A 21,185-nucleotide genomic window follows, 5' to 3' on the forward strand; every position below is an offset into this window, starting at 1 on the left:
CATCAGGTCAAGACCCATGTCGGCATCATCTGTCTCCCCGCCGCCGCCAGACGACACATCCCCGCAGCGCCTGTTCTTCGCGCTCTGGCCCGGCAGCGCCATGCGCGAACGCATCGTGCGTCATCAGGCGTTGTGGCAGATGTCGGTGCCGGCGAAAGCGACGCCCGCGCCCAAACTGCATCTCACGCTGCTGTTCATGGAGGGGGTTGCCGCCAACCGAGTTCCCGAGTTGATGGAAGTGGGTGCCGCGGTCGCGTCAGGATGGGTCGATTTCGATCTCATCCTGGACCGTGCCTGCGTGTGGCCCCGGGGTGGCATTGCGCATCTGGCGCCGTCGCAGCCGCCAGCCGAGCTGCTGCGCTTGCGCGCGCAACTGGCGGGCGAGGTCGAACGGCGCAGCCTGCCGTTCGACGGTCGGGCCTTTGCTCCGCATGTGACCCTGGCGCGGCGGGCGCAGGAGTCCAAGCCGCCCGGCATTTTCCCGCCGCTGCACTGGCGCGTGCAGGGTTTCGCGCTGGTGCGATCAGTCTTGGGTACGGGGCGTTACGAGGTGCTCGGCAGGTGGTGAATCAATACCCGCCCACGCTGCCAAGCGACGCGATCCACCATGCCAATGCTCCGCCTGCGGCCACGATGAGCAAGGCGAGCAGCCTCACGCCCCAGGTGTCGCGGGCGGCGGGGGCGCCGGCCACGGTATCCACGTCGCCGGTGAGCATCGGGCGCACCAGATTCTGGCGCTTGACGATGGCGTAGTACGCGATCGCCGCAATGTGCAGGCCGACCAGGGCGTAGATCAGCGGCTGGCCGATGGTGGTGTGATAGAAGGTCAGAATCTCGCTGGTGCGGTTGCTCACATAGCCTGCCAGCGGCCCTTCGTTGAAGATCTCGTCGTTGGCGAACAGGCCGCTTGCCACCTGCAGCGTCACTACAAGCAGCAGGGCGATGACCGACAGACTGCCCAGCGGATTGTGGCCCACGCGCAGATGCGGCGGCCGCGGGTCGTCGCCGCGCAGGTAGCGCAGGATGGCGCCGGGGCCGCGCACAAAATGAGCGAAGCGGGCATGTCGCGGCCCGATCAACCCCCACGCCAGCCTGAACACCAGCAGCGCGATCAGGGTGTAGCCGCTCCAGTAGTGGTACTGCATCGCGTTACCGCCCTCCAGCCCCGTGATGACGGACACGGTAACGCAAATCGCCAGCCCCCAATGGAACAGTCGCAGCGGCAGATCCCAGACGCGCACTTTCATCGCATGGCTCCGCGGTTCAGCCCTGTTGCCGCAGCTTGCGCGCCGCATCCATGGCGAAGTAGGTGAGGATGCCATCAGCCCCGGCGCGCTTGAACGCCAGCAGCGATTCCATCATCACCGCGTCGTGGTCGAGCCAGCCGTTTTGCGCCGCAGCCTTGAGCATGGCGTATTCACCGCTGACCTGATAGGCGAAGGTTGGCATGTGGAACTCGTCCTTGACCCGTCGCACGATGTCGAGATAGGGCATGCCGGGTTTGACCATCACCATGTCGGCGCCCTCGGCGATGTCGAGCGCGACTTCGCGCAGCGCCTCGTCGGAGTTGCCCGGATCCATCTGGTAGACCTTTTTGTCGGCCTTGCCCAGATTGGCGGCCGAGCCCACGGCGTCGCGAAACGGGCCGTAGAACGCGCTGGCGTATTTGGCGCTGTAGGCCATGATGCGAGTGAGGATGTGGCCGTTCTCCTCCAGAGCGTGACGCACTGCGCCGATGCGGCCGTCCATCATGTCGCTGGGCGCGACGATGTCCACCCCGGCGCTGGCGTGCGTCAACGCCTGCTTGACCAGCATGGCCACCGTGGGCTCGTTGAGGATGTAGCCGCTGTCGTCGAGCAGACCGTCCTGACCATGCGAGGTGTAGGGGTCGAGCGCCACGTCGGTGAGCACGCCGAGTTGCGGAAACGCGGCCTTGAGCGCGTGCACCGCGCGAGGCACTAAGCCGTCGGGGTTGGTGGCTTCGATGCCGTCGGGCGTCTTGAGCCTGGGGTCGATGACGGGAAACAGCGCCAGCACGGGAATGCCGAGCTTGACGCACTCTTCGGCCACCGGCAGCAGCAGGTCCACGCTCAACCGCTCCACACCGGGCATCGAGGCTACGCTCTGGCGCTGGTTCTGGCCGTCGAGGACGAACACCGGGTAAATCAGATCGTCGGCGCTCAGACGGTGCTCGCGCACCAGGCGGCGGCTGAAATCGTCGCGGCGCAGCCGCCGCATGCGGGTGCCAGGAAAGCCCGGCATGTTCACAAAGTTTTTCATCTTCGCAGAGGTGGGAACGGGAACTTGAGGCAGTCAATGCTATCTTTTCCAGCCAGATGCTGCGCCGACAGGCGCGGCCTCTCCCGCTTCTCCTCCCTGAGCGGGGCCTTGTTTCAAGGCTTGAATCCCCGGCCAGCACTGCCGGGGATTTTTTTGCCTGCCACTTTGGTTTTCCCTCCGACCCAGAGGTTCCCGGGAGCTCTTTTACACTGTGCGTCAGTCTGAAGAAGGGAGTGCGAAATGGCTTTTCAATGGGTGCTGACCTGGCACATCATTTTCGTGATCGCGTGGTATGCGGGCCTGTTCTACCTGCCGCGCATCTTCGTCAATCTGGCCATGGTGCCCGAGGGTAGTACGGCTGAGCGCGACCGCCTGTTGCTCATGGGCCGCAAGCTCTACCGCTTCACCCACATTCTGATGTGGCCGGCCATCGTGCTCGGTCTGGTGTTGTGGCTGTATTACGGCATCGGTCTGCACGGCCCCGGCAACGGGTGGATTCACACCAAGGTCAGCCTGGTCGTGCTGCTGGTGATCTATATGTTTTGGTGCAAGCGCATCCTGCGGCAGTTCGAGCAGGGCACCAATACCCGCAGTCACAAGTGGTATCGCTGGTTCAACGAAATTCCGACCATCATTCTGTTCATCATCATTCCGCTGGTGGTCATCAAGCCTTTCTGACGCCTTCCCGGCGCGCCGCTGCCGGGCGCTGTTGCTTCATCCCAGATTGTCCATGAGGCGGCGCTTTGCGCCTGCACGGGTGCTGGCGGTCAGTTTGGGGCGTCTTTGCCCCCGCGCTTCGCGCCCATAGCTACGGCTATGGGCTTGTCGCACGGGGCCAAATCCATCCCCAACCCGCCTCGCCATCATCCCGTGCCCTCATGAACAATCTGGGATCATGCCTTCGCCTCGGCCTTCTTCTTCCGCGCGCCCGGTTTCCCGCTTTTCGCGCTATGCGCTGGCGGGCTATGTGCTGCTCATCGTCTATGCCAGCCTCTATCCCTTCTCGGGATGGCGCTGGCAGGGGCTGATGCCCTTTGATTTCGTGCGTGCTCCCCTGCCGCGCTACATCACCGCGAGCGACCTGTTCATCAACGTCGGCGGCTACCTGCCTCTGGGTTACCTCGTCGCCCGCACCTTGCCCGCGCGCTGGCCGCGCTGGCCGACGTGGCTGGTGGCGAGTCTGCTGGCCAGCGCCCTGTCCTTCGCCATGGAATCGCTGCAGGCCTTTCTGCCCATGCGCGTGTCGTCCAATCTTGACTGGCTGACCAACTCCTTGGGCGGCGTCCTGGGCGCCGCGGTCTGCGTATGGCTGCTCCCCCGCCTGCGGCTGGCGGGCCTGCTGAGGTTGTGGCGCGAGCGCTGGTTTGCGCCCCATGTCGGCTACGGACTGTTGCTGCTGGCGCTGTGGCCGGTGGCGCTGCTGTGGCCTGCAGCCGTGTTGTTCGGCACCGGCCAGATCGGCCCGACCCTGCTGCAACCCGCGCTGGATACCGACACCTGGCGGGTGCTGTCGGCCTGGTTCGTCAACAGTGGGCTGCGTCTGCCGGACTTCGCCCCCATGAGCATCCTGCGCCAGACGGGCATCACCGCAGCCATGCTCGCAGCCAGCATCCTCACCCTGGCTTCGCTGCTGCGGCCGGGGGCGCCGCGCCTGCGGCTGGCGCTGGGGTTGACCCTGGCCGGGCTGTTCGCGGTCAGCCTGTCGGCCGTGCTGAGCTTCGGCCCCGAGCACGCGCTGGCCTGGGCCACGACACCTAATCTGCGCAGCGTGGCGCTGGGGCTGATGGTCGGCCTGCCGCTGAGCTATCTGCCTCCGCGCTGGGCCGCGGCCAGCGGCGGGGTGAGTCTGGTGCTGGCCCTGTTCTGGATCAACGTCTCCGGGCCCGGCCCCTATTACGCCATGAACCTGCAGGCCTGGAGCCAGGGGCTGTTCATCCGGCTGTATGGCCTGCCCCAGTGGCTGAGCTGGCTTTGGCCGTTCGCGGTGTTGGTTTATCTTCTGGCGCATACGCTGCGGCGCACGCGCCCTCATTCCTGATATCCCATGAGCTACTACCAACACCACATCTTTTTCTGTCTGAATCAACGCGAGGCCGGCGCCTCCCGGCCATGCTGCGCCGCCAGCGGCGCGGAGGCCGCCTTCGAGCACTGCAAGCAAGCTGTCAAGAAGTTGGATCTCGCCGGCGCGGGCAAGGTGAGGGTCAATCGCGCCGGTTGCCTCGACCGTTGCGAAGAAGGGCCGGTCTGCGTGGTCTATCCCGAAGGCGTCTGGTACACCTATGTCGATCAGGAGGACATCGACGACATCGTGAGCACGCATCTGGTGGGCGGCAGGATCGTCGAGCGCCTGCGACTGCCCGATGCTGAACCGTCGGGGTCGGTGTGATGCCGATGAACGCCCAGACGCGCAAGCGTCTCGTGTCCGGCCCGGTGGGGCCGATCGAGGTGGCGGTCGATGCGCCCGCTGGCCCGCCGCACGGTCTGGCGCTGGTGGCGCATCCGCACCCGCTCTTCGGCGGCACCCTGGACAACAAGGTCGCGCAGACGCTGGCCCGGGCCTGGCTGCAACTCGGCTTCGTCGCGGTACGGCCCAACTTCCGCGGGGTGGGGGAAACCGCTGGAGAGCACGATCACGGCATGGGCGAAACCGACGACCTGTTGGCGGTGCTCGATGCTTTCGCGGTCGAGGTGGCTGCGGCGATGCAGACCGAGCCCGAGAACCTGCCCCTTGCCTTGGCCGGGTTTTCCTTCGGCGCTGCTGTGGCGGCGCGCTGTGCCCTGGCGCTGCAGCAGCGGGGCAGGGCGCTGCAGCATCTCACCCTGGTCGGCACGGCCGTCACCCGCTTCGAGGTGCCGCAGGTCAGGCCGCCGAACGCGGCGCCGCTGGCGCAGACCCTGCTGGTGCTGCATGGCGAGCAGGACGACGTGGTGCCGCTGCAGGCCGTGGTCGACTGGGCCAGGCCGCAGGCGCTGCCGGTCGTGGTCTTCCCCGGCGCGGGACATTTTTTCCACGGCCTGCTGCTGCCGCTGCGCGACTGGGTGTGCCGGTGGCACGGCGCGGGGTGCGGGTAAGCCTGGTGCATTGGCTCGGCGGCGCGAACCTTCTCGTGATTTTTTGCTCCGACCGTCTGCTACCACTAAGCAGGAGCAAACATTCGTTACTCCTGAGCAGCGATGCTGCTGCTACTTTGCATTGTTTTGCTTGTTTTGTGCCTATCGATCAATCTCCCATGTCCCTTCGATCCTTTATCACCGTCTGCAGCGCAGCTAGTCTGCTGGCCCTGTCTCCTCTGGCGCAGGCTGCGCCCGCTTCGGCTGCGAAACCCGCGCCCGCTGCCAGCGCCGCCGCCCCTGCGCTCACGCCGATGCAGGCCCTGCTGGCCAACGTCCCGCCGCCCAAACTCGACGCCCGTGCCTGGCTGGTGGTCGATCTGACCAGCGGCCAGATCCTCGCCGAGCACAACGCCCACCAGCAGGAAGCTCCGGCTTCGCTGACCAAGCTGATGACCGCCTACCTCACCTTCAAGGCGCTCAAGGAAGGCACGATCAAGCTCGATCAGAAAGTCACCGAATCGAAAGAGGCCTGGCAGACTGGCGGCTCGCGCATGTTCATCGACCCACGGGTGCCGGTGTCGGTCAACGACCTGCTGCTGGGCATGATCGTGCAATCAGGCAACGACGCCGCGATGACCCTGGCGCAGACCGTGGCTGGCTCGACCAGCGCCTTCGTCGCCATGATGAACCGCCAGGCGCAACAGTGGGGCCTCAAGGGCACGCATTTCATGGACCCCACCGGCCTGCCCGACCCCGGCCACCACACCACGGCCTATGACCTCTCCGTCATCGCCACCCACATCATCCGCGACTTCCCGGCCGATTACGCGCGCTACTTCAAGGTCAAGGAGTTCACCTACAACCACATCACTCAGCCCAACCGCGTCAGCCTGCTGTTCACCGACCCGTCCGTCGATGGCATGAAGACGGGCTACACCGCCGAAGCCGGCTATTGCATGATCACCTCGGCGCAGCGCCAGTTTCCCAACGGCCCGCGCCGACTGCTCACCGTGGTGATGGGCACGCCCACCGAGCGGGCGCGGGGTGAGGAGAGCCAGGTGCTGCTCAACTGGGGCTATCAGAATTTCGACGACATCGTGCTGGCCACGCCCGGCAAACCGGTGCTGACCGCGCCGGTCTGGAAGGGCGTTGCCGACAAGGTCGAACTGGGCTCCACCGTGCCGGTGGTCATCTCCGTGCCGCGCGGCATGGGCAAGGATCTGCAGACCAAGGTGGTGCGGCCCGATCCTCTGGTGGCGCCGCTTGCGGCCGGTCAGCGCGTCGGCCAGCTCGACGTCAGCATCAGCGGCAAGCCGCTGGCGACCTATCCGCTGGAAGTCATCAAGGCCGTGCCCGAGGCCGGACTGTTCGGCCGTGCCTGGGACAGCCTGAGGCTGATGATCAAGTGATAACCGAGGAGCAGGCCACTGCGGCCTGCTCCGCCTGCACCCTGCCAACCTCGCCGCGCAGCGAGTGCGGGTAGGCCATGGTGATGCGCACGGGGACGATCTTGCCGATCAGCCGCTTGTTGCCCTTCAGATGCACGATGCGGTTGTTCTCGGTGCGGCCCTGCAACTCCGAAGGGTCTTTTTTGCTCGGCCCTTCGACGAGCACCGGCTGCTCGGTTCCCACCATGGCGGCGCTGATGGCCGAAGCCTGCGCCTCGATGCGCGCCTGCAGGGTCTGCAGCCGCTGGAGCTTGACCTCCGCCGGCGTGTCATCGGGCAGATTGGCGGCCGGGGTGCCGGGGCGCGGGCTGAAAATGAAGCTGAAGCTGGCGTCGAACCGCATGTCCTCGATCAGCTTCATCAATTGCGCGAAATCGGTATCAGTCTCGCCCGGAAAGCCGACGATGAAATCCGAGCCGATGCAGATGTCGGGCCGCACCGCGCGCAGCCGCCGCACGATGCTCTTGAACTCCAGCGCGGTGTAGCCGCGCTTCATCGCCGCCAGAATGCGGTCGCTGCCATGCTGCACCGGCAGGTGCACATGGTTGACCAGCTTGGGAATGCGACCGTAGGCGTCGATTAGCCGCTGGGTGAATTCCTTGGGATGGCTGGTGGTGTAACGGATGCGCTCGATGCCGTCGATCTCGGCCACGCACTCGAGCAGGAAGGCGAAGTCCTCGTCCTCGGTCGCGCCGCGCCAGGCGTTGACGTTCTGGCCCAGCAGCGTGACCTCGCGCACGCCGAGCGCGGCCAGTTCGGCCACCTCGGTGAGCACGTCGACCAGCGGGCGCGACACTTCCTCGCCGCGGGTATAGGGCACGACGCAATAGCTGCAATACTTGCTGCAGCCTTCCATGATGGAGACGAAGGCCGTGGGGCCTTCCACTCGCGCAGGCGGCAGGTTGTCGAATTTTTCGATTTCCGGAAAACTGATGTCCACCTGCGCCCGTCCCTGCGCACGGCGCTGGGCGATGAGCTGCGGCAGGCGGTGCAAGGTCTGCGGGCCGAAGACCAGATCGACGTAGGGCGCACGCTTGACGATGGCCTCGCCCTCCTGGCTGGCCACGCAGCCCCCCACACCGATGAGCAGGTCGGGCTTGTCGGCCTTGAGTTCGCGCAGGCGTCCCAGATCGCTGAACACCTTTTCCTGCGCCTTTTCGCGGATGGAGCAGGTGTTGAGCAGGATCAGATCGGCCTCCTGCGGCGAGGCTGCCGGCTCATAGCCCTCGGAGGCGCTCAGCACATCGGCCATCTTCGACGAGTCGTACTCGTTCATCTGGCAGCCGAACGTCTTGATAAAGACCTTTTTCATCACCATCGACATCCGTCATTCACTGAAAAACAGCCCGCATTGGCCAGGCGCCTTGGGCAGTTGGAGCTGACTGGCGACGGCGTCGCTCACCAGCCAGATGCGAAACACATTGCCCATCGCGTCGGTCTGGAACACCACGCGGCTTTGCATGCCCTTGAGCTGGCTGCGGGGAATGATGCGGTTGTCCGGACTGATCACCCGCACGCCCGGCCCCAGGGTGTAATCGGTGCAGTTGATGCTGACCTTGGGGAAGGCGCCAAACTCGGCCTTGCCCTGCAGGCTGCCCATCGGGTAAGTCATCTGCGCCAGCGCAGCGCTTGCTGCCCCCAGGCCAAGCGCCATGCCCAGAGCGGCTTGCGCGGCGATGCTGCGGGGCAGGTAAGGAGGTTTCATCTCGGACTCCTGAGCAAAGCAAAAAAGCCCACGCTGCAGTGCATGGGCTTCGCGCGAAATGCCTTGATTCTAAGTTAGGGTGAGCGGGAGGTCACAGTGTGTCGTGACATGATGTAAACCCGGACAGCGGAGATTGATATGAGTCAAGCGCTCGGATTTTGGGCGGCTCCTACACTCAGATCAGGCAAGGCGTGTCGGGCTTGAGGATCTCGGGCCGCAAAGCGTGTGTGCGGCCTCGCCGCCAGCGACCGACCTGACCGGTTTCAGACGAGGAGATGGATATGACAGCCAAGTCCAAAAAAGTGCGGGCCACCGGCGATGCGGACGATGTCGATCACGGCTATCGCCACATCCTCAGAGAACTGCAGATCGAGCTGGTCAAATTTCAGAAGCATCTCATCAGCCACGGCGACCGCATCCTCATCATTCTCGAAGGGCGCGACAGTGCGGGCAAGGACGGCACCGTCAAGCGCATCATCGAGCATCTCTCGCCACGCGACACGCGCGTGGTGGCGCTGGGCAAACCCTCCACGCGCGACGAATCGGAGTGGTATTTCCAGCGCTATGTGCCGCATCTGCCGGCCGCTGCCGAATTCGTGCTGTTCAACCGCAGTTGGTACAACCGCGCCGGGGTCGAGCGGGTGATGGGGTTCTGCACCGAGGCGCAGTATGAAGAGTTCATGGAGACGGTGCCTGTGTTCGAGCAGATGCTGGTGCGCTCGGGTCTGCGGCTGTTCAAGTACTACCTCGACATCGACAAGGCCGAGCAAAGGCAGCGGCTCAAGGCCCGGCTGACCGACCCGCTCAAGCAGTGGAAAATGAGCCCGATCGACGCCGCAGCGCAGAAGCACTGGAAAGACTACAGCGCCGCGCGCGACGCCATGTTCGCCCGCACCCATACGTTGGCGGCGCCCTGGACCATCGTGCGCGCCAATGACAAAAAGCGCGCGCGGCTTAACCTCATCATGGATCTGCTCAGCCGCCTCGATTACCGCGACAAGAACGAGGCCTTGCTCTGTCCCGATCCTGACGGGGTCTTCAGCTACACCCAGGACGCGGTGATGCAAGGCCGCATCGCCGAGTAAGAGCCATGGCGGCCACCGTGCAAACTACGCCGGGCGGGTCCGCAGTCCATCCCGATCATGCGCAGATCGTCGCCCTGCTCGACGACGCGCCGATGCGTCTGCCGCACTATCTGGCCTGGGCGCTGTCCAGCGGCGGCACGCTGATCGACGGCATCTCGGTGTTCATGCTGGGCATCGCCATGCCGCTGCTCACAGACAGCCTGGGGCTGTCGCCGTTGCAAACGGGCCTGCTCGGTGCCGCGCTGGTGGCCGGGGCCATTGGCGGCGCGGTGCTCGGTGGGCGCTTGGCCGACCGCATCGGGCGCAAGTCGGTCTTTCTGCTCGACATGGCCCTGCTTGCGGCGGCTGCGGGTTTCAGCGCGCTGACCTGGAACGCCTGGGGATTGATCGCGGCGCAGTTCGTCGTGGGCGTGGGCATCGGCATGGATTTTCCCGTCAGCGGCAGCTATGTGGCCGAGTGCATGCCGCACAAAAAGCGCAGCGTGATGATGGTGGCCACCATCGCCTGTCAGTCGGTCGGCCTGCTGGTGGCGGCGCTGCTGGCCATGGCGCTGCTGCATCTGCAGCCCGAGCCCACAGCATGGCGCTGGTTTTTTGCTGCGGAAATGCTCACCGCGCTGCTGTTTCTGCTCGGCAGGCTCAATCTGCCCGAGAGCCCGCGCTGGCTGATCGGGCAGGGCCGCAACCGCGAGGCGGTGCACATGCTCGAACGCTTCGTGCCCTCCGACAGGCGCCAGCTCGAACGCATGGCCTCGCGTCTGGGCAGCACGGTGCATTACGTTGCCCGCGTGCCGCAAGGCGACAAACCTCATGGCTATGCGGTGCTGTTCCAGCCTGCTTATCTGCGCCGTACCCTGCTGAGCGCGGTGCCGTGGTTTCTGATGGATATCGCCACCTACGGGGTGGGGCTGTTCACCGCCGTGCTGCTGGCGCAATTGCATTTCACCGGCCGCGATCTATCGCTGGTGCAACAGGTGGCTGCGCTGGTGCGAGGCACCGGATTGATCGACCTGTTCCTGCTGCTGGGATTCGCGCTGGGGCTGTGGACGGTGGCGCGATTCGGGCGCATTCGCATGCAGCTTGCGGGCTTTGCCGGCATGACGCTGGGCATGGGGCTGCTGTGGCTGAGCACGGTGACTTCCGGGATGCATGTGCCGCTGATCTTTGCCGGGTTCATCGTGTTCAACCTGAGCATGAACATGGGGCCCAACAGCACGACCTACATCCTGCCCACCGAGCTGTATCCCACCCAGCTTCGAGCCACCGGCGCGGGCTTTGCTGCCGCAGTGGCCAAGATCGGCGCCACGCTCGGCGTATTCGCCTTGCCGCTGGTGAAGTCTGCGCTTGGGGTGCCCATGGTGCTCGCCATGATGGCGGCGTGCAGCCTGCTCGGCCTGCTCGCCACCTGGGCCTTCAGCATGTATGGCCACGGCCTCACCCTCGAAGAACATCAGACCCAAGACTTGCCCAGGCACCATGCTCAAGCTGCGTTGCTGCGGGCGCATCCGGAGAGCACAGCGTGAATCAGACCGTTCAAGAACTCGACGCCAAGGCCGTGGCTGCGATGTCACCGACCGATCTGCTGCAAACCCTGCACAGCAGTTCCGACGGGCTGACCTCAAGCGAGGCCGCGCAGCGCCTGGCGCAGGCCGGCCCCAACAGCCTGCCGGAGCAGCATGTCAGCCTGCTGATGCGTCTGGCGCGCTACTTCTGGGGGCCGATTCCCTGGATGATCGAGGTAGCCGCGCTGCTGTCAGCGCTGGTGCGGCACTGGCCCGACTTCGTCATCATCGTTCTGCTGCTTTTGTTCAACGCGGGCATCGGCTTCTGGCAGGAGTTCAAGGCGAGCAGCGCCCTTGACGCGCTGAAAAAACAGCTCGCGCTCAAGTGCCGCGTCAAGCGCGACGGCCAGTGGCTGCAGATCGATACCGCTGCACTCGTGCCGGGCGACGTGGTGCGCGTGCGGCTGGGAGACATCCTTCCGGCCGACCTCAAACTGCTCGAAGGCGACTATCTCAGCGTCGATCAATCGGCGCTGACCGGCGAGTCGCTGCCGGTCAGCCGCAAGGTGGGCGAGGTGGTGTATTCCGGTTCGGTGGCCAAGCAGGGCGAGATGATCGGCGTGGTCTATGCCACCGGGGTCAACACCTATCTGGGCAAGACCGCGCAGCTGGTGCAAAAGGCTGGCGCCGTGTCGCACTTCCAGAAGGCGGTATTGAGCATCGGCGACTATCTCATCTACGTCAGCCTGGGGCTGGTGGTCATTCTGGTGCTGGTCGAGCTGCAACGCGGCCTGCCGTGGATCGAGCTGCTGCAGTTCGCCCTCATCCTCACCGTGGCCTCGATTCCTGTGGCCATGCCCGCGGTGCTGTCGGTGACCATGGCGCTGGGCGCGCTGGCGCTGTCAAAAGAGAAGGCCATCGTCTCGCGGCTGGAGTCGATCGAGGAATTGGCCGCAGTGGATGTGCTGTGCTCGGACAAGACTGGCACGCTCACGCAAAACAAACTCACCCTGGGCGAGGCGCTGCTCATGAACGCGTCAGACGCGGCCACGCTGAATCTGCACGCCGCGCTCGCCAGCCAGCCCGACAATGGCGACGCCATCGACCAGGCGGTGTATGCCGCGCAGAACGACAAGACCACGCCCGCAGGCTACAAGGCCGAGGGCTTCATGCCGTTCGACCCCGTGGGCAAGCGCAGCGAAGGCCGCTGGACCACGGCGCAGGGCCAGCCTTTCACCGTCACCAAGGGCGCGCCGCAGGTCATCCTCGATCTGTGCGGTCTCGACGCCGCAGCGCGCGGCAAGGCGCAGGCATGGATCGATGCCCAGGCCGCCAAAGGTCTGCGCACCCTGGGCGTGGCCAGCAAGACGGGCGAGGGCGGTTGGCAGCTCGACGGCCTGCTGTCGCTGTTCGACCCGCCGCGGCCCGACTCCAGGCAGACGATCGCCGACGCCCGCGAGCATGGGCTACAGGTGAAAATGGTCACTGGCGACAACGTCGCCATCGCCCGAGAAATCGGCGATCAACTGGGCATCGGGCGCAACATCCTTGCCGCGGGCGCGGTGTTCGACACTGCGGGCCAGTCGCCAGGGGTGAGCCTGGCCGATCGCATCGACGCCGCCGATGGCTTTGCCGAGGTGTTTCCCGAGCACAAGTACGGCATCGTCAAGGCGCTGCAGGAGGCTGGGCACCGCGTGGCGATGACGGGCGACGGCGTCAACGACGCCCCGGCGCTCAAGCAGGCGGACGTGGGCATCGCGGTCTCTGGCGCGACCGACGCAGCGCGCGCAGCCGCCGCGCTCATCCTCACCGCGCCGGGACTGTCGACCATCGTCAAGGCAGTCGAGGAAGCGAGGCGCATTTTCGAGCGCATGAACAGCTACGCCATCTACCGCATCACCGAGACCATCCGCATCATGGTGTTCGTGGTGCTGGCGATGCTCATCTACGACTTCTATCCCATCACCGCGGTGATGATCATTCTGCTGGCGTTTTTCAACGACGTGCCGATCATGACCATCGCCTACGACCGCACCGCGGTTGACCCGCAGCCGGTGCGCTGGGAGATGCAGCGGGTCATCACCGTCTCCACCGTGCTCGGCCTCATCGGCGTGGCCGAAACCATGCTGTTGCTCTGGTACGCGCACGACGTGATGAAACTCGATATGGGCAGCATCCAGACCTTCATCTTCCTCAAGATGGCCGTCTCCGGGCACCTCACCCTGTTCGTCGCGCGCAGCAAACAAGCCTTGTGGAAGAAGCCCTGGCCTGCGCCGGCGCTGCTGTGGTCGGCCATCGTCACCAAGGTGCTCGCCACGCTGTTTGTCGTGTACCCGCTGGGCTTGATTGCCCCCATCAGCTGGAAAGCCGTGGCCATCATCTGGGTTTATTGCCTGTTCTGGGCCTGGGTCGAAGACCGCGCCAAGCTCGCGGTTTACAGGCACTTTGATCGTGAGGCGCCGCGTCACCGCGCATTCCTGGGTTTGCTCAAGCAGCGCGTGTTCAGACCGCATCATTCCGCCGGTGCCTGATCGGCACGGGCACTTTGTCGTCGTTGACTTTTTACTGGGAGGCTCATCATGTCACACCGTCATGCCGTCGTCTGGATCGATCATTCGCAAGCGAAGGTGTTGTTCATCGACCCCGAGGACGTCGAAAAATCCATCGTCATGCCCAAGGAGCACCCGCACCTGCACGTCATGAGCGGCACGGTCGGCAGCGGCAAGGCGCCCGAGGACCAGCGCTACTACCACGCCGTCGCCGAGGCGGTGGCCTCGGTGCCCGAGATTCTGATCACCGGGCCGGGACAGGCCAAGCTGGCGCTGTTCAAGCACCTGCAGCGCCATGACCCTGCGGTGGCCGAGCATGTGCTGGGCATCGAATCGGCCGACCATCCGACCGACGGGCAACTGATCGCCCATGCCCGCCACTACTTCAAGGCCAAGGACAGGCTCCTAGGCATCTGAGAGTCTCTCTTCTTCCCGCAACCGCCTTGATTCTTCCCATTCATCATGTCCACCTACAAAAAAATCCTGATTCCCATCGACGCCAGCCAGACCGCGCAGGCCGCTGCTGAGCAGGCCGCCGCGCTTTCGCACGATCAGGCGGCGGCGCTGCGCTTTGTCACCGTTGTCGAAGCGCATGGGCTGATCGCCTCGTCTCCGGAGTTGCTCACCGTCATGGGCAATGATGCGCGGTTGCTGCTCGACACCTGGGTCAACAAGGCGCGGTCGCCTGGCCAGGATGTCAGCTCGACCGTGCTCGAGACCTCGCAGGCGATGCCCCGGGTGGCCGACGTCATTTTGTCCGAGGCAAGGCGCTGGGGTGCCGATCTCATCGTCATCGGCAGCCACGGCCGCAGCGGCGTGCGTCGTCTGATGCTGGGCAGCGTTGCCGAGGGGGTGGCGCAGCGCAGCTCGGTGCCGGTTTTGATCGTGCACGCGGGCCAGCATCCGGCGTGAAGCGGCTGGGTTGGGCTCGACGAGGGTTGATGCCCACAGCACCCGAGGTGGCATTCGGCAGAAGACTGGGCAATGGGTGTCCGCGTTGACGCGGCATGGAGAAGGAATATGAGTAACGACAAGTTCATCCGATTCTTCGATCAACTCGGTATCCAGGATGTGCCCTTGGTCGGTGGCAAGAACGCCTCGCTGGGCGAGATGTTTCGCGAACTCTCGGCGCAGGGTGTGCGCGTGCCCAACGGTTTTGCCATCACCGCCGAGGCCTACCGTTACATGCTCGACGCCGCAGGCGCCTGGGACGCGCTGCATGAAGCGCTCGACGGGCTCGACCCCGACGACATGCAAGACCTCGCCCGTCGCGGCAAGCGGGCCCGAGAAATCGTCTACGGCGCGGGTCTGCCCAAGGATCTTGCTGCTGAGATCATCGGCGCCTACCGCAAGCTGCAGGCGCAATATGGCGAGGAAGTCAGTCTGGCGGTGCGAAGTTCGGCAACCGCCGAAGATCTGCCGAACGCGAGTTTTGCCGGCCAGCAGGACACCTATCTCAACATCCGCGGCGACGAAAGCCTGCTCGACGCCTGCCGCCGCGACTTCGCCAGCCTGTTTACCGACCGCGCCATTCACTATCGCATCGACCGGGGATTCGATCACTTCAAGGTTGCGTTGTCGATCGGCGTGATGAAAATGGTGCGCTCCGATCTCGCCGCTTCGGGCGTGATGTTTTCGCTCGACACCGAATCCGGGTTTCGCGATGTGGTGTTCATCACCGGCGCGTATGGATTGGGCGAAAACGTCGTGCAGGGGGCCGTCGATCCCGACGAGTTTGATGTCCACAAGCCCACGTTCGCCCTCGGCCACCGCGCGGTCTTGCGCCGCAGCCTGGGCGACAAGGCCGTGAAAATGGTCTTCGTCGAGGGTCAGACGCGACTGACCACGCGCAACATCCCCACACCCAAGGCCGACCGCGAACGCTTTTGCATCAGCGACGCCGACGTGCTCGAACTGGCCGCCGCAGCAATCAAGATCGAGCAGCATTACGGTCGACCGATGGATATGGAATGGGCCAAGGACGGAATCGATGGAAACATCTACATCGTGCAGGCGCGGCCGGAGACCGTGGCCTCGCGGCGCCGCGCCAGTGTGATCGAGCGCTATGTGCTCGACGGCCGTGGGCAAGAGCTGGCCAGGGGGCGCTCAGTCGGTGAAAAAATCGCCAGCGGCCGGGCGCGGGTGATCGCCGATGTCGCGCATTTGTCCGAGTTCCAACCCGGCGAAGTGCTGGTTGCAGACACCACCACGCCCGACTGGGAGCCGGTGATGAAGACCGCCGCAGCCATCGTCACCAACCGCGGCGGGCGCACCTGCCACGCGGCCATCATCGCCCGCGAGCTGGGCATTCCGGCAGTCGTCGGCGCCGGCAACGCAACCCATGCAGTGTCCAGCGGTGAGACGGTCACCGTCTCCTGCGCCGAAGGCGATGCCGGCAAGGTTTACCACGACGCGGTTCCGTTTCATGTGGACAGAGTCGAGGTCGGCGACATCGCGCGGCCAGTCACCGGCATCATGATCAACATCGGCAACCCGGACATCGCCTTCAAGACCTCGTTCCTGCCCAACGATGGCGTGGGTCTGGCGCGGATGGAATTCGTCATCAACGAAACCATCAAAGCGCATCCGCTGGCCTTGCTGCACTCGGAAAAGGTAAGCGATGCGCACGCGCGCACGGCGATCGACCGTCTGCTTTGCGGCTATCCGGACGGCGCGAGCTTTTTCGTGCAGCGACTCTCCGAGGGCATCGGCACCATTGCTGCAGCGTTCTGGCCCAAGCCGGTGGTGGTGCGCATGTCTGATTTCAAATCCAACGAGTACGCCAGCCTGATCGGCGGCGCCGATTTCGAGCCTGATGAATCCAATCCCATGATCGGCTTTCGCGGCGCCTCCCGCTACGCCCACCCGGCGTATGCGGAAGGGTTCCGCCTGGAGTGCCTGGCGATGAAACGGGTTCGCGAGGACATGGGACTGAGCAATGTGATTCTCATGCTGCCCTTCGTGCGTCGGGTGCAGGAGGCCGACGCGGTGCTGGCCAAAATGGCCGAATTCGGCCTCAAGCGTGGCGAGAACGGGCTGCAGATCTATGCCATGTGCGAAATCCCGAACAACGTCATTCTCATCGACCAGTTTGCCAAGCGCTTCGACGGGTTCTCCATCGGCTCGAATGATCTCACCCAGCTCACCCTGGGTGTCGATCGCGACAGCGACATCGTCGCCTTCGACTACGACGAGCGCGACGACGGCGTGAAGGAGATGATTCGCCTGGCGGTCGAGGGCTGTCGGCGCAACGGCATCCACTCCGGGCTGTGTGGCCAGGCGCCATCGGACTATCCTGAGATGGCCGAATTCCTGGTCGAGATCGGCATCGACACCATGAGCCTCAATCCCGACACGGTCATTGCCACCACCCAGCATGTGCTTGCGGTGGAAGCGCGTCTTGGCCGCAAGCCGCGCAAGCTGGAGATCCAGTCATGAGCGCCACCGCCCGGCCGCCCGAAGGTGGCGCTCAACTCCCTCGGGGAGCCGAGCGTAGCGAGGAGGGTAGTGCAGCGAGCGCCCCCGTTCGCATTCCATCGCCAGCGCCTCGCACCCAGCGCCGCCAGCCGCTTCCCTGGGAGCGGCCCAAGCCGGTGGAGGAGGAGGCGCAGGTGCAGGCGCGGTTGCGCGCCATCATGGAGCACCCGTCGTATATCCCCGCCGACCGCGATGTCGAGTTTGTGCATGCCGATGCGCATCGCGGGTTGCGGCTGCTGCTCGACTATCAAAAGACCGAGGACATGCTGCAGGCGCACGGCATCAACCGCACCGTGGTCATTTTCGGCAGCACCCGGCTGCGCGAACCGCAGACCGCACGCGCCGAACTCGAAGCCGCGCGGCAACAGGCTGCGGCGAGCGCGGGAGATGCCGTGAGGGCCAAGGCGCTGCGGCTGGCCGAGCGGCGCATGGCGCTGTCGCACTACTACAAGATCGGCGTCGAACTCGGGCAATTGATCGGCGCGGCCTCCATTCCCGGGCTGGCGGTGATGACCGGAGGCGGCCCGGGCGGCATGGAAGCGGCCAATCGCGGCGCGTTCGAGGCTGGCGCCGAGACCATAGGGCTGAACATCAGCCTGCCGCGCGAACAATATCCCAACCCCTATCTCACCCCGGGGCTGTGTTTCCAGTTTCATTATTTTGCGATGCGCAAGCTGCATTTCATGCAGCGGGCAGCCGCCATCGTCGCCTTGCCCGGCGGTTTCGGCACCCTCGATGAACTGTTCGGCGCCATCACCCTGATCCAGACCCGCAAAACGGCGCCGATTCCGGTGGTGCTGATCGGCGAGTCGTACTGGCGCGGGGTGTTCAACGTCGATTTCCTGCTCGAAGCCGGCGCGATCGACGAAGAGGATGCCGAGCTGTTCTGGTTTGCCGAAACGGCGCAGGAGGCCTGGGACGGCATCCGCGCCTGGCATGTGCGCAATGGCACGCCGCTCGACGCTCCCCATCCGCCAACCCCACCACAAGGACGACAGGCATGAAACTCTCTTTCCACGGCGCTGACCGCAACGTCACCGGTTCCTGCCATCTGCTCGAGGCGCAAGGCAAGCGTGTGCTCATCGACTGCGGCATGTTCCAGGGCAGCCGCGAGCTCGACGAGGAGAACGCCGAGGACTTCGGCTTCGACCCCCGATCGATCGACCTGTTGCTGCTCACTCACGCTCACCTCGACCATTGCGGGCGTATACCGCTGCTGGTCAAGCGCGGATTTCGAGGCGAGATCATCACCACGGCGGCCACGCGCGAGCTCACCCGTGTGGTGCTGCTCGACTCGGCGCATCTGCAGGAGGAGGAGGCCGAGCGCCACAACCGGCACGCGAACCGGCGCGGCGACTCGCAGAGCGAGCCGCTCTACACCACCCTCGACGCGCTCAATGCGATGGACGCCTTCGGCCGCACGGCGACATACGGCCAGGCCATCGAGCTCGCGCCAGGTCTGGTGGCCACCTTTTTCGACGCCGGGCACATCCTCGGCTCGGCCAGCATCCGCATCGAGCAGACTGCAGCGGGCACGCGCCGCTCGGTCATTTTTTCCGGCGACCTGGGCAACAGCGGCCGCGCCGTGCTGCGCGATCCGCAACTGCCCCCGCGCGCCGATGCGGTGGTGATGGAAACCACCTACGGTGACCGGCTGCACAAGCCCGTCGACGCGTCGATTGCCGAGTTGTTCGAGGCCATAGGCGACACCCTGCATCGCGGCGGCAACGTCATCATTCCCACCTTTGCCCTCGAACGCGCGCAGGAACTGCTCTACAGCCTGCGTGAGGGCATCGAGACCGCAAAGCTGCCGGGCTCGCTGCAGGTTTTTCTCGATTCGCCGATGGCGATTTCGGCAACCGAGATCTTCCGCCGCCACCCCGAGTGTTACTCCGACGAGATCAACGCCCTGTTTCGCCGCGGCAAGGATCCGTTTTCACTGCCGGGGCTGCATTTCACCCGCGAGGCTGCCGAGTCGATGGCGCTTAACCGCTTGACCGGAGGCGCCGTGATCATGGCGGGTTCGGGGATGGCGACCGGCGGGCGGGTGCGTCACCACCTGCGCCACAACCTCTGGCGACGCGAGTCGAGCGTGGTGTTCGTCGGTTACGCGGCGCGCGGCACCCTCGCTCGCCTGCTCATCGACGGCGCGAAAACCGTGAAGCTGTTCGGTGAGGAGATTCCGGTTCACGCCAAGCTCCACACCATCAACGGCTTTTCAGCGCACGCCGACCAACGCGAGCTGCTGGCCTGGCATCAGGCGCTGGGTCCTGAGCAGACCATCCTCGTCCATGGCGACCCCGACAGCATGGACGCCTTTGCCGCCAAGCTCACCTCCACCCGGGTGCATCGTCCAAGCCAGGGGGACGTGCTGGAAATCTGATGCCACCAGACCCCTGATGCAGCCCGCGATCCTCAAGTCCGGCAGGCTCCCAGCAGGCGACGTGCCAGGAGTGACTGCATATCCCGACGGTCGTCGGCGAGCACATAAACGTAAACCTTCTGCCCCATGACGCGGTAGATCACTCGATAGGGCTTGAAGGCGGTCTGCCGATACTCCCGGATGCCGAGGGTGATCAATTCCTTGGGGTAGGCGCCGCGCTCAGGAAAGGTTGACAGGCTCTCGACGACCTCCAATAGCCGATCAAGCACATGGTCGGCATGGGCCTTGCAGTCGAATTCGGCGATGTAGTCGTAGATCGACTCCAGATCCTGCTCGGCCCCCTCGGTCAGCAAGACCTCGTATTTTCGACCTGCCATCAATTGGCTGCCTGTTTGGCCCGCAACCTTGCGACAACCTCACCCGCGGGCTTGACCTTGCCAGCTTCTACCTCGGCGTTGCCGAGCGCGAGAATTTTCAGCAGCGCCAGCGTTTCCTGTGTTTCCTCATAGGATGCGACGTCCTGAATGACCGCCTTGGCCTCTCCGTTCTGGGTGATGACCAGCGGCTCCCGCCCCTCGGTCAATCGGGCCAGAACTTCGGCGGCGTTCGCCTTGAGGTAGCTGATGGGTTTGACTTGCGATGAGTAGCGCATGATCTGATTCCTTGACCTGACAAGGGCTCAATATAGTCTTTATTCAGTCCGCGACGGTAGGCTCCGAGATCACAAGGGTTTATTTGCGCTGCGGGCAACAAAAAACCCAACCGGTGCCGGTTGGGTTTTGGCATTGGTGGCGCTTCAGGGACTCGAACCCCGGACCTGCGGATTATGATTCCGTCGCTCTAACCGACTGAGCTAAAGCGCCAAAGCCATGCAGTATAGCGCATCAGCGGTGGGTGAAAAGGGGCTTTCGCTTTTCCAGAAAAGCCGCCATGCCTTCCTTTTGATCGGCGGTGGCGAACAGCGACTGAAACAGGCGGCGCTCGTAGCGCAGCCCTTCGGCCAGCGGCGATTCGAACGCGCGGTTCACGCTTTCCTTGGCCATGAGCACCGAGGGCAGCGAAAAACCGGCGATGGTCTCGGCCATGGCCACGGCTTCATCGAGCGCGCCTTCCAGTGGCACGACCCGTGCGACCAGGCCACTGCGTTCGGCCTCCTGCGCGTCCATCATGCGGCCGGTGAGCACCAGATCCATGGCCTTGGCCTTGCCCACGGCGCGGGTGAGACGCTGGGTTCCGCCGGCGCCGGGAATGATGCCGAGCTTGATCTCGGGCTGGCCGAACTGGGCATTGTCGGCGGCGACGATGAGGTCGCACATCATCGCCAGTTCGCAGCCTCCGCCCAGGGCGAAGCCGCGCACGGCGGCGATGACCGGCTTGCGGATCTGCATCATCGCTTCCCAGTTGCGGCTGATGAAGTCTTCGGTGTAACTGGCGGGGAAGGTCTTCTGCGCCATGGCCGTGATGTCGGCCCCGGCGGCGAAAGCCTTGTCGCTGCCGGTGACGACGATGCAACCGATGGCCGCATCGGCGTCGAACGCCTTGAGCGCATCGCCCAGAGCATCCATCAGCGCGTCGTTCAGGGCGTTGAGCTGCTTGGGGCGGTTGAGGGTGATGAGGCCGACGTGGCCTCGTGTTTCGGTCAGGATGACGGCGTCGTCCGTGCTTTGCATGGGCATCTCCTCAAGGTGTCGAGTAGGTCATT

The 21,185-nt window shown here is 64.7% G+C and carries 21 protein-coding genes and 1 tRNA gene; 14 read left to right on the top strand and 8 right to left on the bottom strand.

Going from position 1 to position 21,185, the window contains the following annotated elements:
• The first annotated feature begins 16 nt into the window (after positions 1-16).
• Positions 17-568 carry an RNA 2',3'-cyclic phosphodiesterase gene (thpR, locus tag ASC45_RS05270; RefSeq protein WP_055449986.1) on the top strand — a complete coding sequence of 184 codons (552 nt, stop codon included), beginning with the start codon at positions 17-19 and terminating at the stop codon, positions 566-568.
• Position 569: 1 nt separating this feature from the next.
• Here the strand turns inward: thpR and ASC45_RS05275 are convergent, their stop codons facing one another.
• Together ASC45_RS05275 and hemB are read right to left on the bottom strand one after the other, a co-directional pair.
• Positions 570-1,247, bottom strand: a complete 678-nt coding sequence (locus ASC45_RS05275; RefSeq protein WP_055449987.1) for a cytochrome b/b6 domain-containing protein — start codon at positions 1,245-1,247, stop codon at positions 570-572.
• A gap of 16 nt (positions 1,248-1,263) precedes the next feature.
• Positions 1,264-2,262: a porphobilinogen synthase gene (gene hemB / locus ASC45_RS05280; protein WP_425427607.1), complete on the bottom strand. Its 999-nt coding sequence runs from the start codon at positions 2,260-2,262 to the stop codon at positions 1,264-1,266.
• Positions 2,263-2,520: 258 nt separating this feature from the next.
• Between hemB and ASC45_RS05285 the strand changes: the two genes are divergently transcribed.
• The 5 genes from ASC45_RS05285 to ASC45_RS05305 all read left to right on the top strand — a co-directional run bounded on the left by ASC45_RS05285 (position 2,521) and on the right by ASC45_RS05305 (position 6,743).
• Positions 2,521-2,958 (top strand): CopD family protein, encoded by a 438-nt coding sequence (locus tag ASC45_RS05285; protein ID WP_055449989.1) that lies wholly within the window; start codon positions 2,521-2,523, stop codon positions 2,956-2,958.
• 217 nt (positions 2,959-3,175) lie between these two features.
• Positions 3,176-4,318 carry a VanZ family protein gene (locus tag ASC45_RS05290; RefSeq protein ID WP_055449990.1) on the top strand — a complete coding sequence of 381 codons (1,143 nt, stop codon included), beginning with the start codon at positions 3,176-3,178 and terminating at the stop codon, positions 4,316-4,318.
• A gap of 6 nt (positions 4,319-4,324) precedes the next feature.
• On the top strand, positions 4,325-4,666 hold the full coding sequence (locus ASC45_RS05295; protein ID WP_055449991.1) for a (2Fe-2S) ferredoxin domain-containing protein: 342 nt from the start codon (positions 4,325-4,327) through the stop codon (positions 4,664-4,666).
• Between the two features lie 5 nt (positions 4,667-4,671).
• Complete coding sequence (locus ASC45_RS05300) at positions 4,672-5,352, top strand: alpha/beta hydrolase (protein WP_055450147.1); 681 nt, start codon at positions 4,672-4,674, stop codon at positions 5,350-5,352.
• Positions 5,353-5,510: 158 nt separating this feature from the next.
• On the top strand, positions 5,511-6,743 hold the full coding sequence (locus ASC45_RS05305; protein WP_055449992.1) for a D-alanyl-D-alanine carboxypeptidase family protein: 1,233 nt from the start codon (positions 5,511-5,513) through the stop codon (positions 6,741-6,743).
• On the opposite strand, the gene miaB is transcribed toward ASC45_RS05305, so the two are convergent.
• Together miaB and ASC45_RS05315 are read right to left on the bottom strand one after the other, a co-directional pair.
• Complete coding sequence (gene miaB / locus ASC45_RS05310) at positions 6,736-8,097, bottom strand: tRNA (N6-isopentenyl adenosine(37)-C2)-methylthiotransferase MiaB (protein ID WP_055450148.1); 1,362 nt, start codon at positions 8,095-8,097, stop codon at positions 6,736-6,738. The two genes, ASC45_RS05305 and miaB, sit on opposite strands and share 8 nt — an antisense overlap.
• 12 nt (positions 8,098-8,109) lie before the next feature.
• Complete coding sequence (locus tag ASC45_RS05315; RefSeq protein WP_055449993.1) at positions 8,110-8,487, bottom strand: hypothetical protein; 378 nt, start codon at positions 8,485-8,487, stop codon at positions 8,110-8,112.
• Between the two features lie 281 nt (positions 8,488-8,768).
• Between ASC45_RS05315 and ppk2 the strand changes: the two genes are divergently transcribed.
• From ppk2 to ASC45_RS05355, 8 genes are all read left to right on the top strand, one after another.
• Positions 8,769-9,572, top strand: a complete 804-nt coding sequence (ppk2, locus tag ASC45_RS05320) for a polyphosphate kinase 2 (protein ID WP_055449994.1) — start codon at positions 8,769-8,771, stop codon at positions 9,570-9,572.
• Between the two features lie 5 nt (positions 9,573-9,577).
• Positions 9,578-11,095 (top strand): MFS transporter, encoded by a 1,518-nt coding sequence (locus ASC45_RS05325; RefSeq protein WP_055449995.1) that lies wholly within the window; start codon positions 9,578-9,580, stop codon positions 11,093-11,095.
• Positions 11,092-13,605: a plasma-membrane proton-efflux P-type ATPase gene (locus ASC45_RS05330; RefSeq protein ID WP_055449996.1), complete on the top strand. Its 2,514-nt coding sequence runs from the start codon at positions 11,092-11,094 to the stop codon at positions 13,603-13,605. The genes ASC45_RS05325 and ASC45_RS05330 overlap by 4 nt, the downstream gene beginning before the upstream one ends.
• A 48-nt stretch (positions 13,606-13,653) precedes the next feature.
• Entirely contained in the window at positions 13,654-14,040 is a 387-nt protein-coding gene (locus tag ASC45_RS05335; protein WP_055449997.1) for a hypothetical protein, read from the top strand.
• A 45-nt stretch (positions 14,041-14,085) separates the two neighbouring features.
• Complete coding sequence (locus ASC45_RS05340) at positions 14,086-14,535, top strand: universal stress protein (RefSeq protein ID WP_055449998.1); 450 nt, start codon at positions 14,086-14,088, stop codon at positions 14,533-14,535.
• Positions 14,536-14,643: 108 nt separating this feature from the next.
• Positions 14,644-17,061 carry a phosphoenolpyruvate synthase gene (gene ppsA / locus ASC45_RS05345; protein WP_055449999.1) on the top strand — a complete coding sequence of 806 codons (2,418 nt, stop codon included), beginning with the start codon at positions 14,644-14,646 and terminating at the stop codon, positions 17,059-17,061.
• A complete protein-coding gene (locus ASC45_RS05350) occupies positions 17,058-18,104 on the top strand; it encodes an LOG family protein (protein WP_082454265.1) in 1,047 nt (348 codons plus the stop codon). Before ppsA ends, ASC45_RS05350 begins: the two co-directional genes overlap by 4 nt.
• Positions 18,101-19,483 carry an MBL fold metallo-hydrolase RNA specificity domain-containing protein gene (locus ASC45_RS05355; RefSeq protein ID WP_055450000.1) on the top strand — a complete coding sequence of 461 codons (1,383 nt, stop codon included), beginning with the start codon at positions 18,101-18,103 and terminating at the stop codon, positions 19,481-19,483. Before ASC45_RS05350 ends, ASC45_RS05355 begins: the two co-directional genes overlap by 4 nt.
• Positions 19,484-19,515: 32 nt before the next feature.
• Here ASC45_RS05355 and ASC45_RS05360 read toward each other — a convergent pair whose 3' ends face one another.
• The 4 genes from ASC45_RS05360 to ASC45_RS05375 all read right to left on the bottom strand — a co-directional run bounded on the left by ASC45_RS05360 (position 19,516) and on the right by ASC45_RS05375 (position 21,153).
• Positions 19,516-19,860 (bottom strand): type II toxin-antitoxin system RelE/ParE family toxin, encoded by a 345-nt coding sequence (locus ASC45_RS05360; protein ID WP_055450001.1) that lies wholly within the window; start codon positions 19,858-19,860, stop codon positions 19,516-19,518.
• The gene (locus tag ASC45_RS05365; RefSeq protein WP_055450002.1) at positions 19,860-20,135 is read right to left on the bottom strand and encodes a type II toxin-antitoxin system Phd/YefM family antitoxin; all 276 of its coding nucleotides are present in this window, start codon (positions 20,133-20,135) and stop codon (positions 19,860-19,862) included. The genes ASC45_RS05360 and ASC45_RS05365 overlap by 1 nt, the downstream gene beginning before the upstream one ends.
• A 134-nt stretch (positions 20,136-20,269) precedes the next feature.
• Positions 20,270-20,346, bottom strand: a tRNA-Met gene (locus ASC45_RS05370).
• 21 nt (positions 20,347-20,367) lie between these two features.
• Complete coding sequence (locus ASC45_RS05375) at positions 20,368-21,153, bottom strand: enoyl-CoA hydratase (protein ID WP_055450003.1); 786 nt, start codon at positions 21,151-21,153, stop codon at positions 20,368-20,370.
• Between the last annotated feature and the right edge of the window lie 32 nt (positions 21,154-21,185).

Origin of the sequence: Thiomonas bhubaneswarensis, from assembly GCF_001418255.1 — a bacterium.
Taxonomy (GTDB): domain Bacteria; phylum Pseudomonadota; class Gammaproteobacteria; order Burkholderiales; family Burkholderiaceae_C; genus Thiomonas; species Thiomonas bhubaneswarensis.

Coding starts and splice junctions, on each gene's coding strand:
- thpR (WP_055449986.1), top strand. CDS start 17: ATGTCGGCATCATCTGTCTCCCCGCCGCCGCCAGACGACACATCCCCG.
- ASC45_RS05275 (WP_055449987.1), bottom strand. CDS start 1,247: ATGAAAGTGCGCGTCTGGGATCTGCCGCTGCGACTGTTCCATTGGGGG.
- hemB (WP_425427607.1), bottom strand. CDS start 2,262: ATGCCGGGCTTTCCTGGCACCCGCATGCGGCGGCTGCGCCGCGACGAT.
- ASC45_RS05285 (WP_055449989.1), top strand. CDS start 2,521: ATGGCTTTTCAATGGGTGCTGACCTGGCACATCATTTTCGTGATCGCG.
- ASC45_RS05290 (WP_055449990.1), top strand. CDS start 3,176: ATGCCTTCGCCTCGGCCTTCTTCTTCCGCGCGCCCGGTTTCCCGCTTT.
- ASC45_RS05295 (WP_055449991.1), top strand. CDS start 4,325: ATGAGCTACTACCAACACCACATCTTTTTCTGTCTGAATCAACGCGAG.
- ASC45_RS05300 (WP_055450147.1), top strand. CDS start 4,672: ATGAACGCCCAGACGCGCAAGCGTCTCGTGTCCGGCCCGGTGGGGCCG.
- ASC45_RS05305 (WP_055449992.1), top strand. CDS start 5,511: ATGTCCCTTCGATCCTTTATCACCGTCTGCAGCGCAGCTAGTCTGCTG.
- ASC45_RS05315 (WP_055449993.1), bottom strand. CDS start 8,487: ATGAAACCTCCTTACCTGCCCCGCAGCATCGCCGCGCAAGCCGCTCTG.
- ppk2 (WP_055449994.1), top strand. CDS start 8,769: ATGACAGCCAAGTCCAAAAAAGTGCGGGCCACCGGCGATGCGGACGAT.
- ASC45_RS05325 (WP_055449995.1), top strand. CDS start 9,578: ATGGCGGCCACCGTGCAAACTACGCCGGGCGGGTCCGCAGTCCATCCC.
- ASC45_RS05335 (WP_055449997.1), top strand. CDS start 13,654: ATGTCACACCGTCATGCCGTCGTCTGGATCGATCATTCGCAAGCGAAG.
- ASC45_RS05340 (WP_055449998.1), top strand. CDS start 14,086: ATGTCCACCTACAAAAAAATCCTGATTCCCATCGACGCCAGCCAGACC.
- ppsA (WP_055449999.1), top strand. CDS start 14,644: ATGAGTAACGACAAGTTCATCCGATTCTTCGATCAACTCGGTATCCAG.
- ASC45_RS05350 (WP_082454265.1), top strand. CDS start 17,058: ATGAGCGCCACCGCCCGGCCGCCCGAAGGTGGCGCTCAACTCCCTCGG.
- ASC45_RS05355 (WP_055450000.1), top strand. CDS start 18,101: ATGAAACTCTCTTTCCACGGCGCTGACCGCAACGTCACCGGTTCCTGC.
- ASC45_RS05360 (WP_055450001.1), bottom strand. CDS start 19,860: ATGGCAGGTCGAAAATACGAGGTCTTGCTGACCGAGGGGGCCGAGCAG.
- ASC45_RS05365 (WP_055450002.1), bottom strand. CDS start 20,135: ATGCGCTACTCATCGCAAGTCAAACCCATCAGCTACCTCAAGGCGAAC.
- ASC45_RS05375 (WP_055450003.1), bottom strand. CDS start 21,153: ATGCAAAGCACGGACGACGCCGTCATCCTGACCGAAACACGAGGCCAC.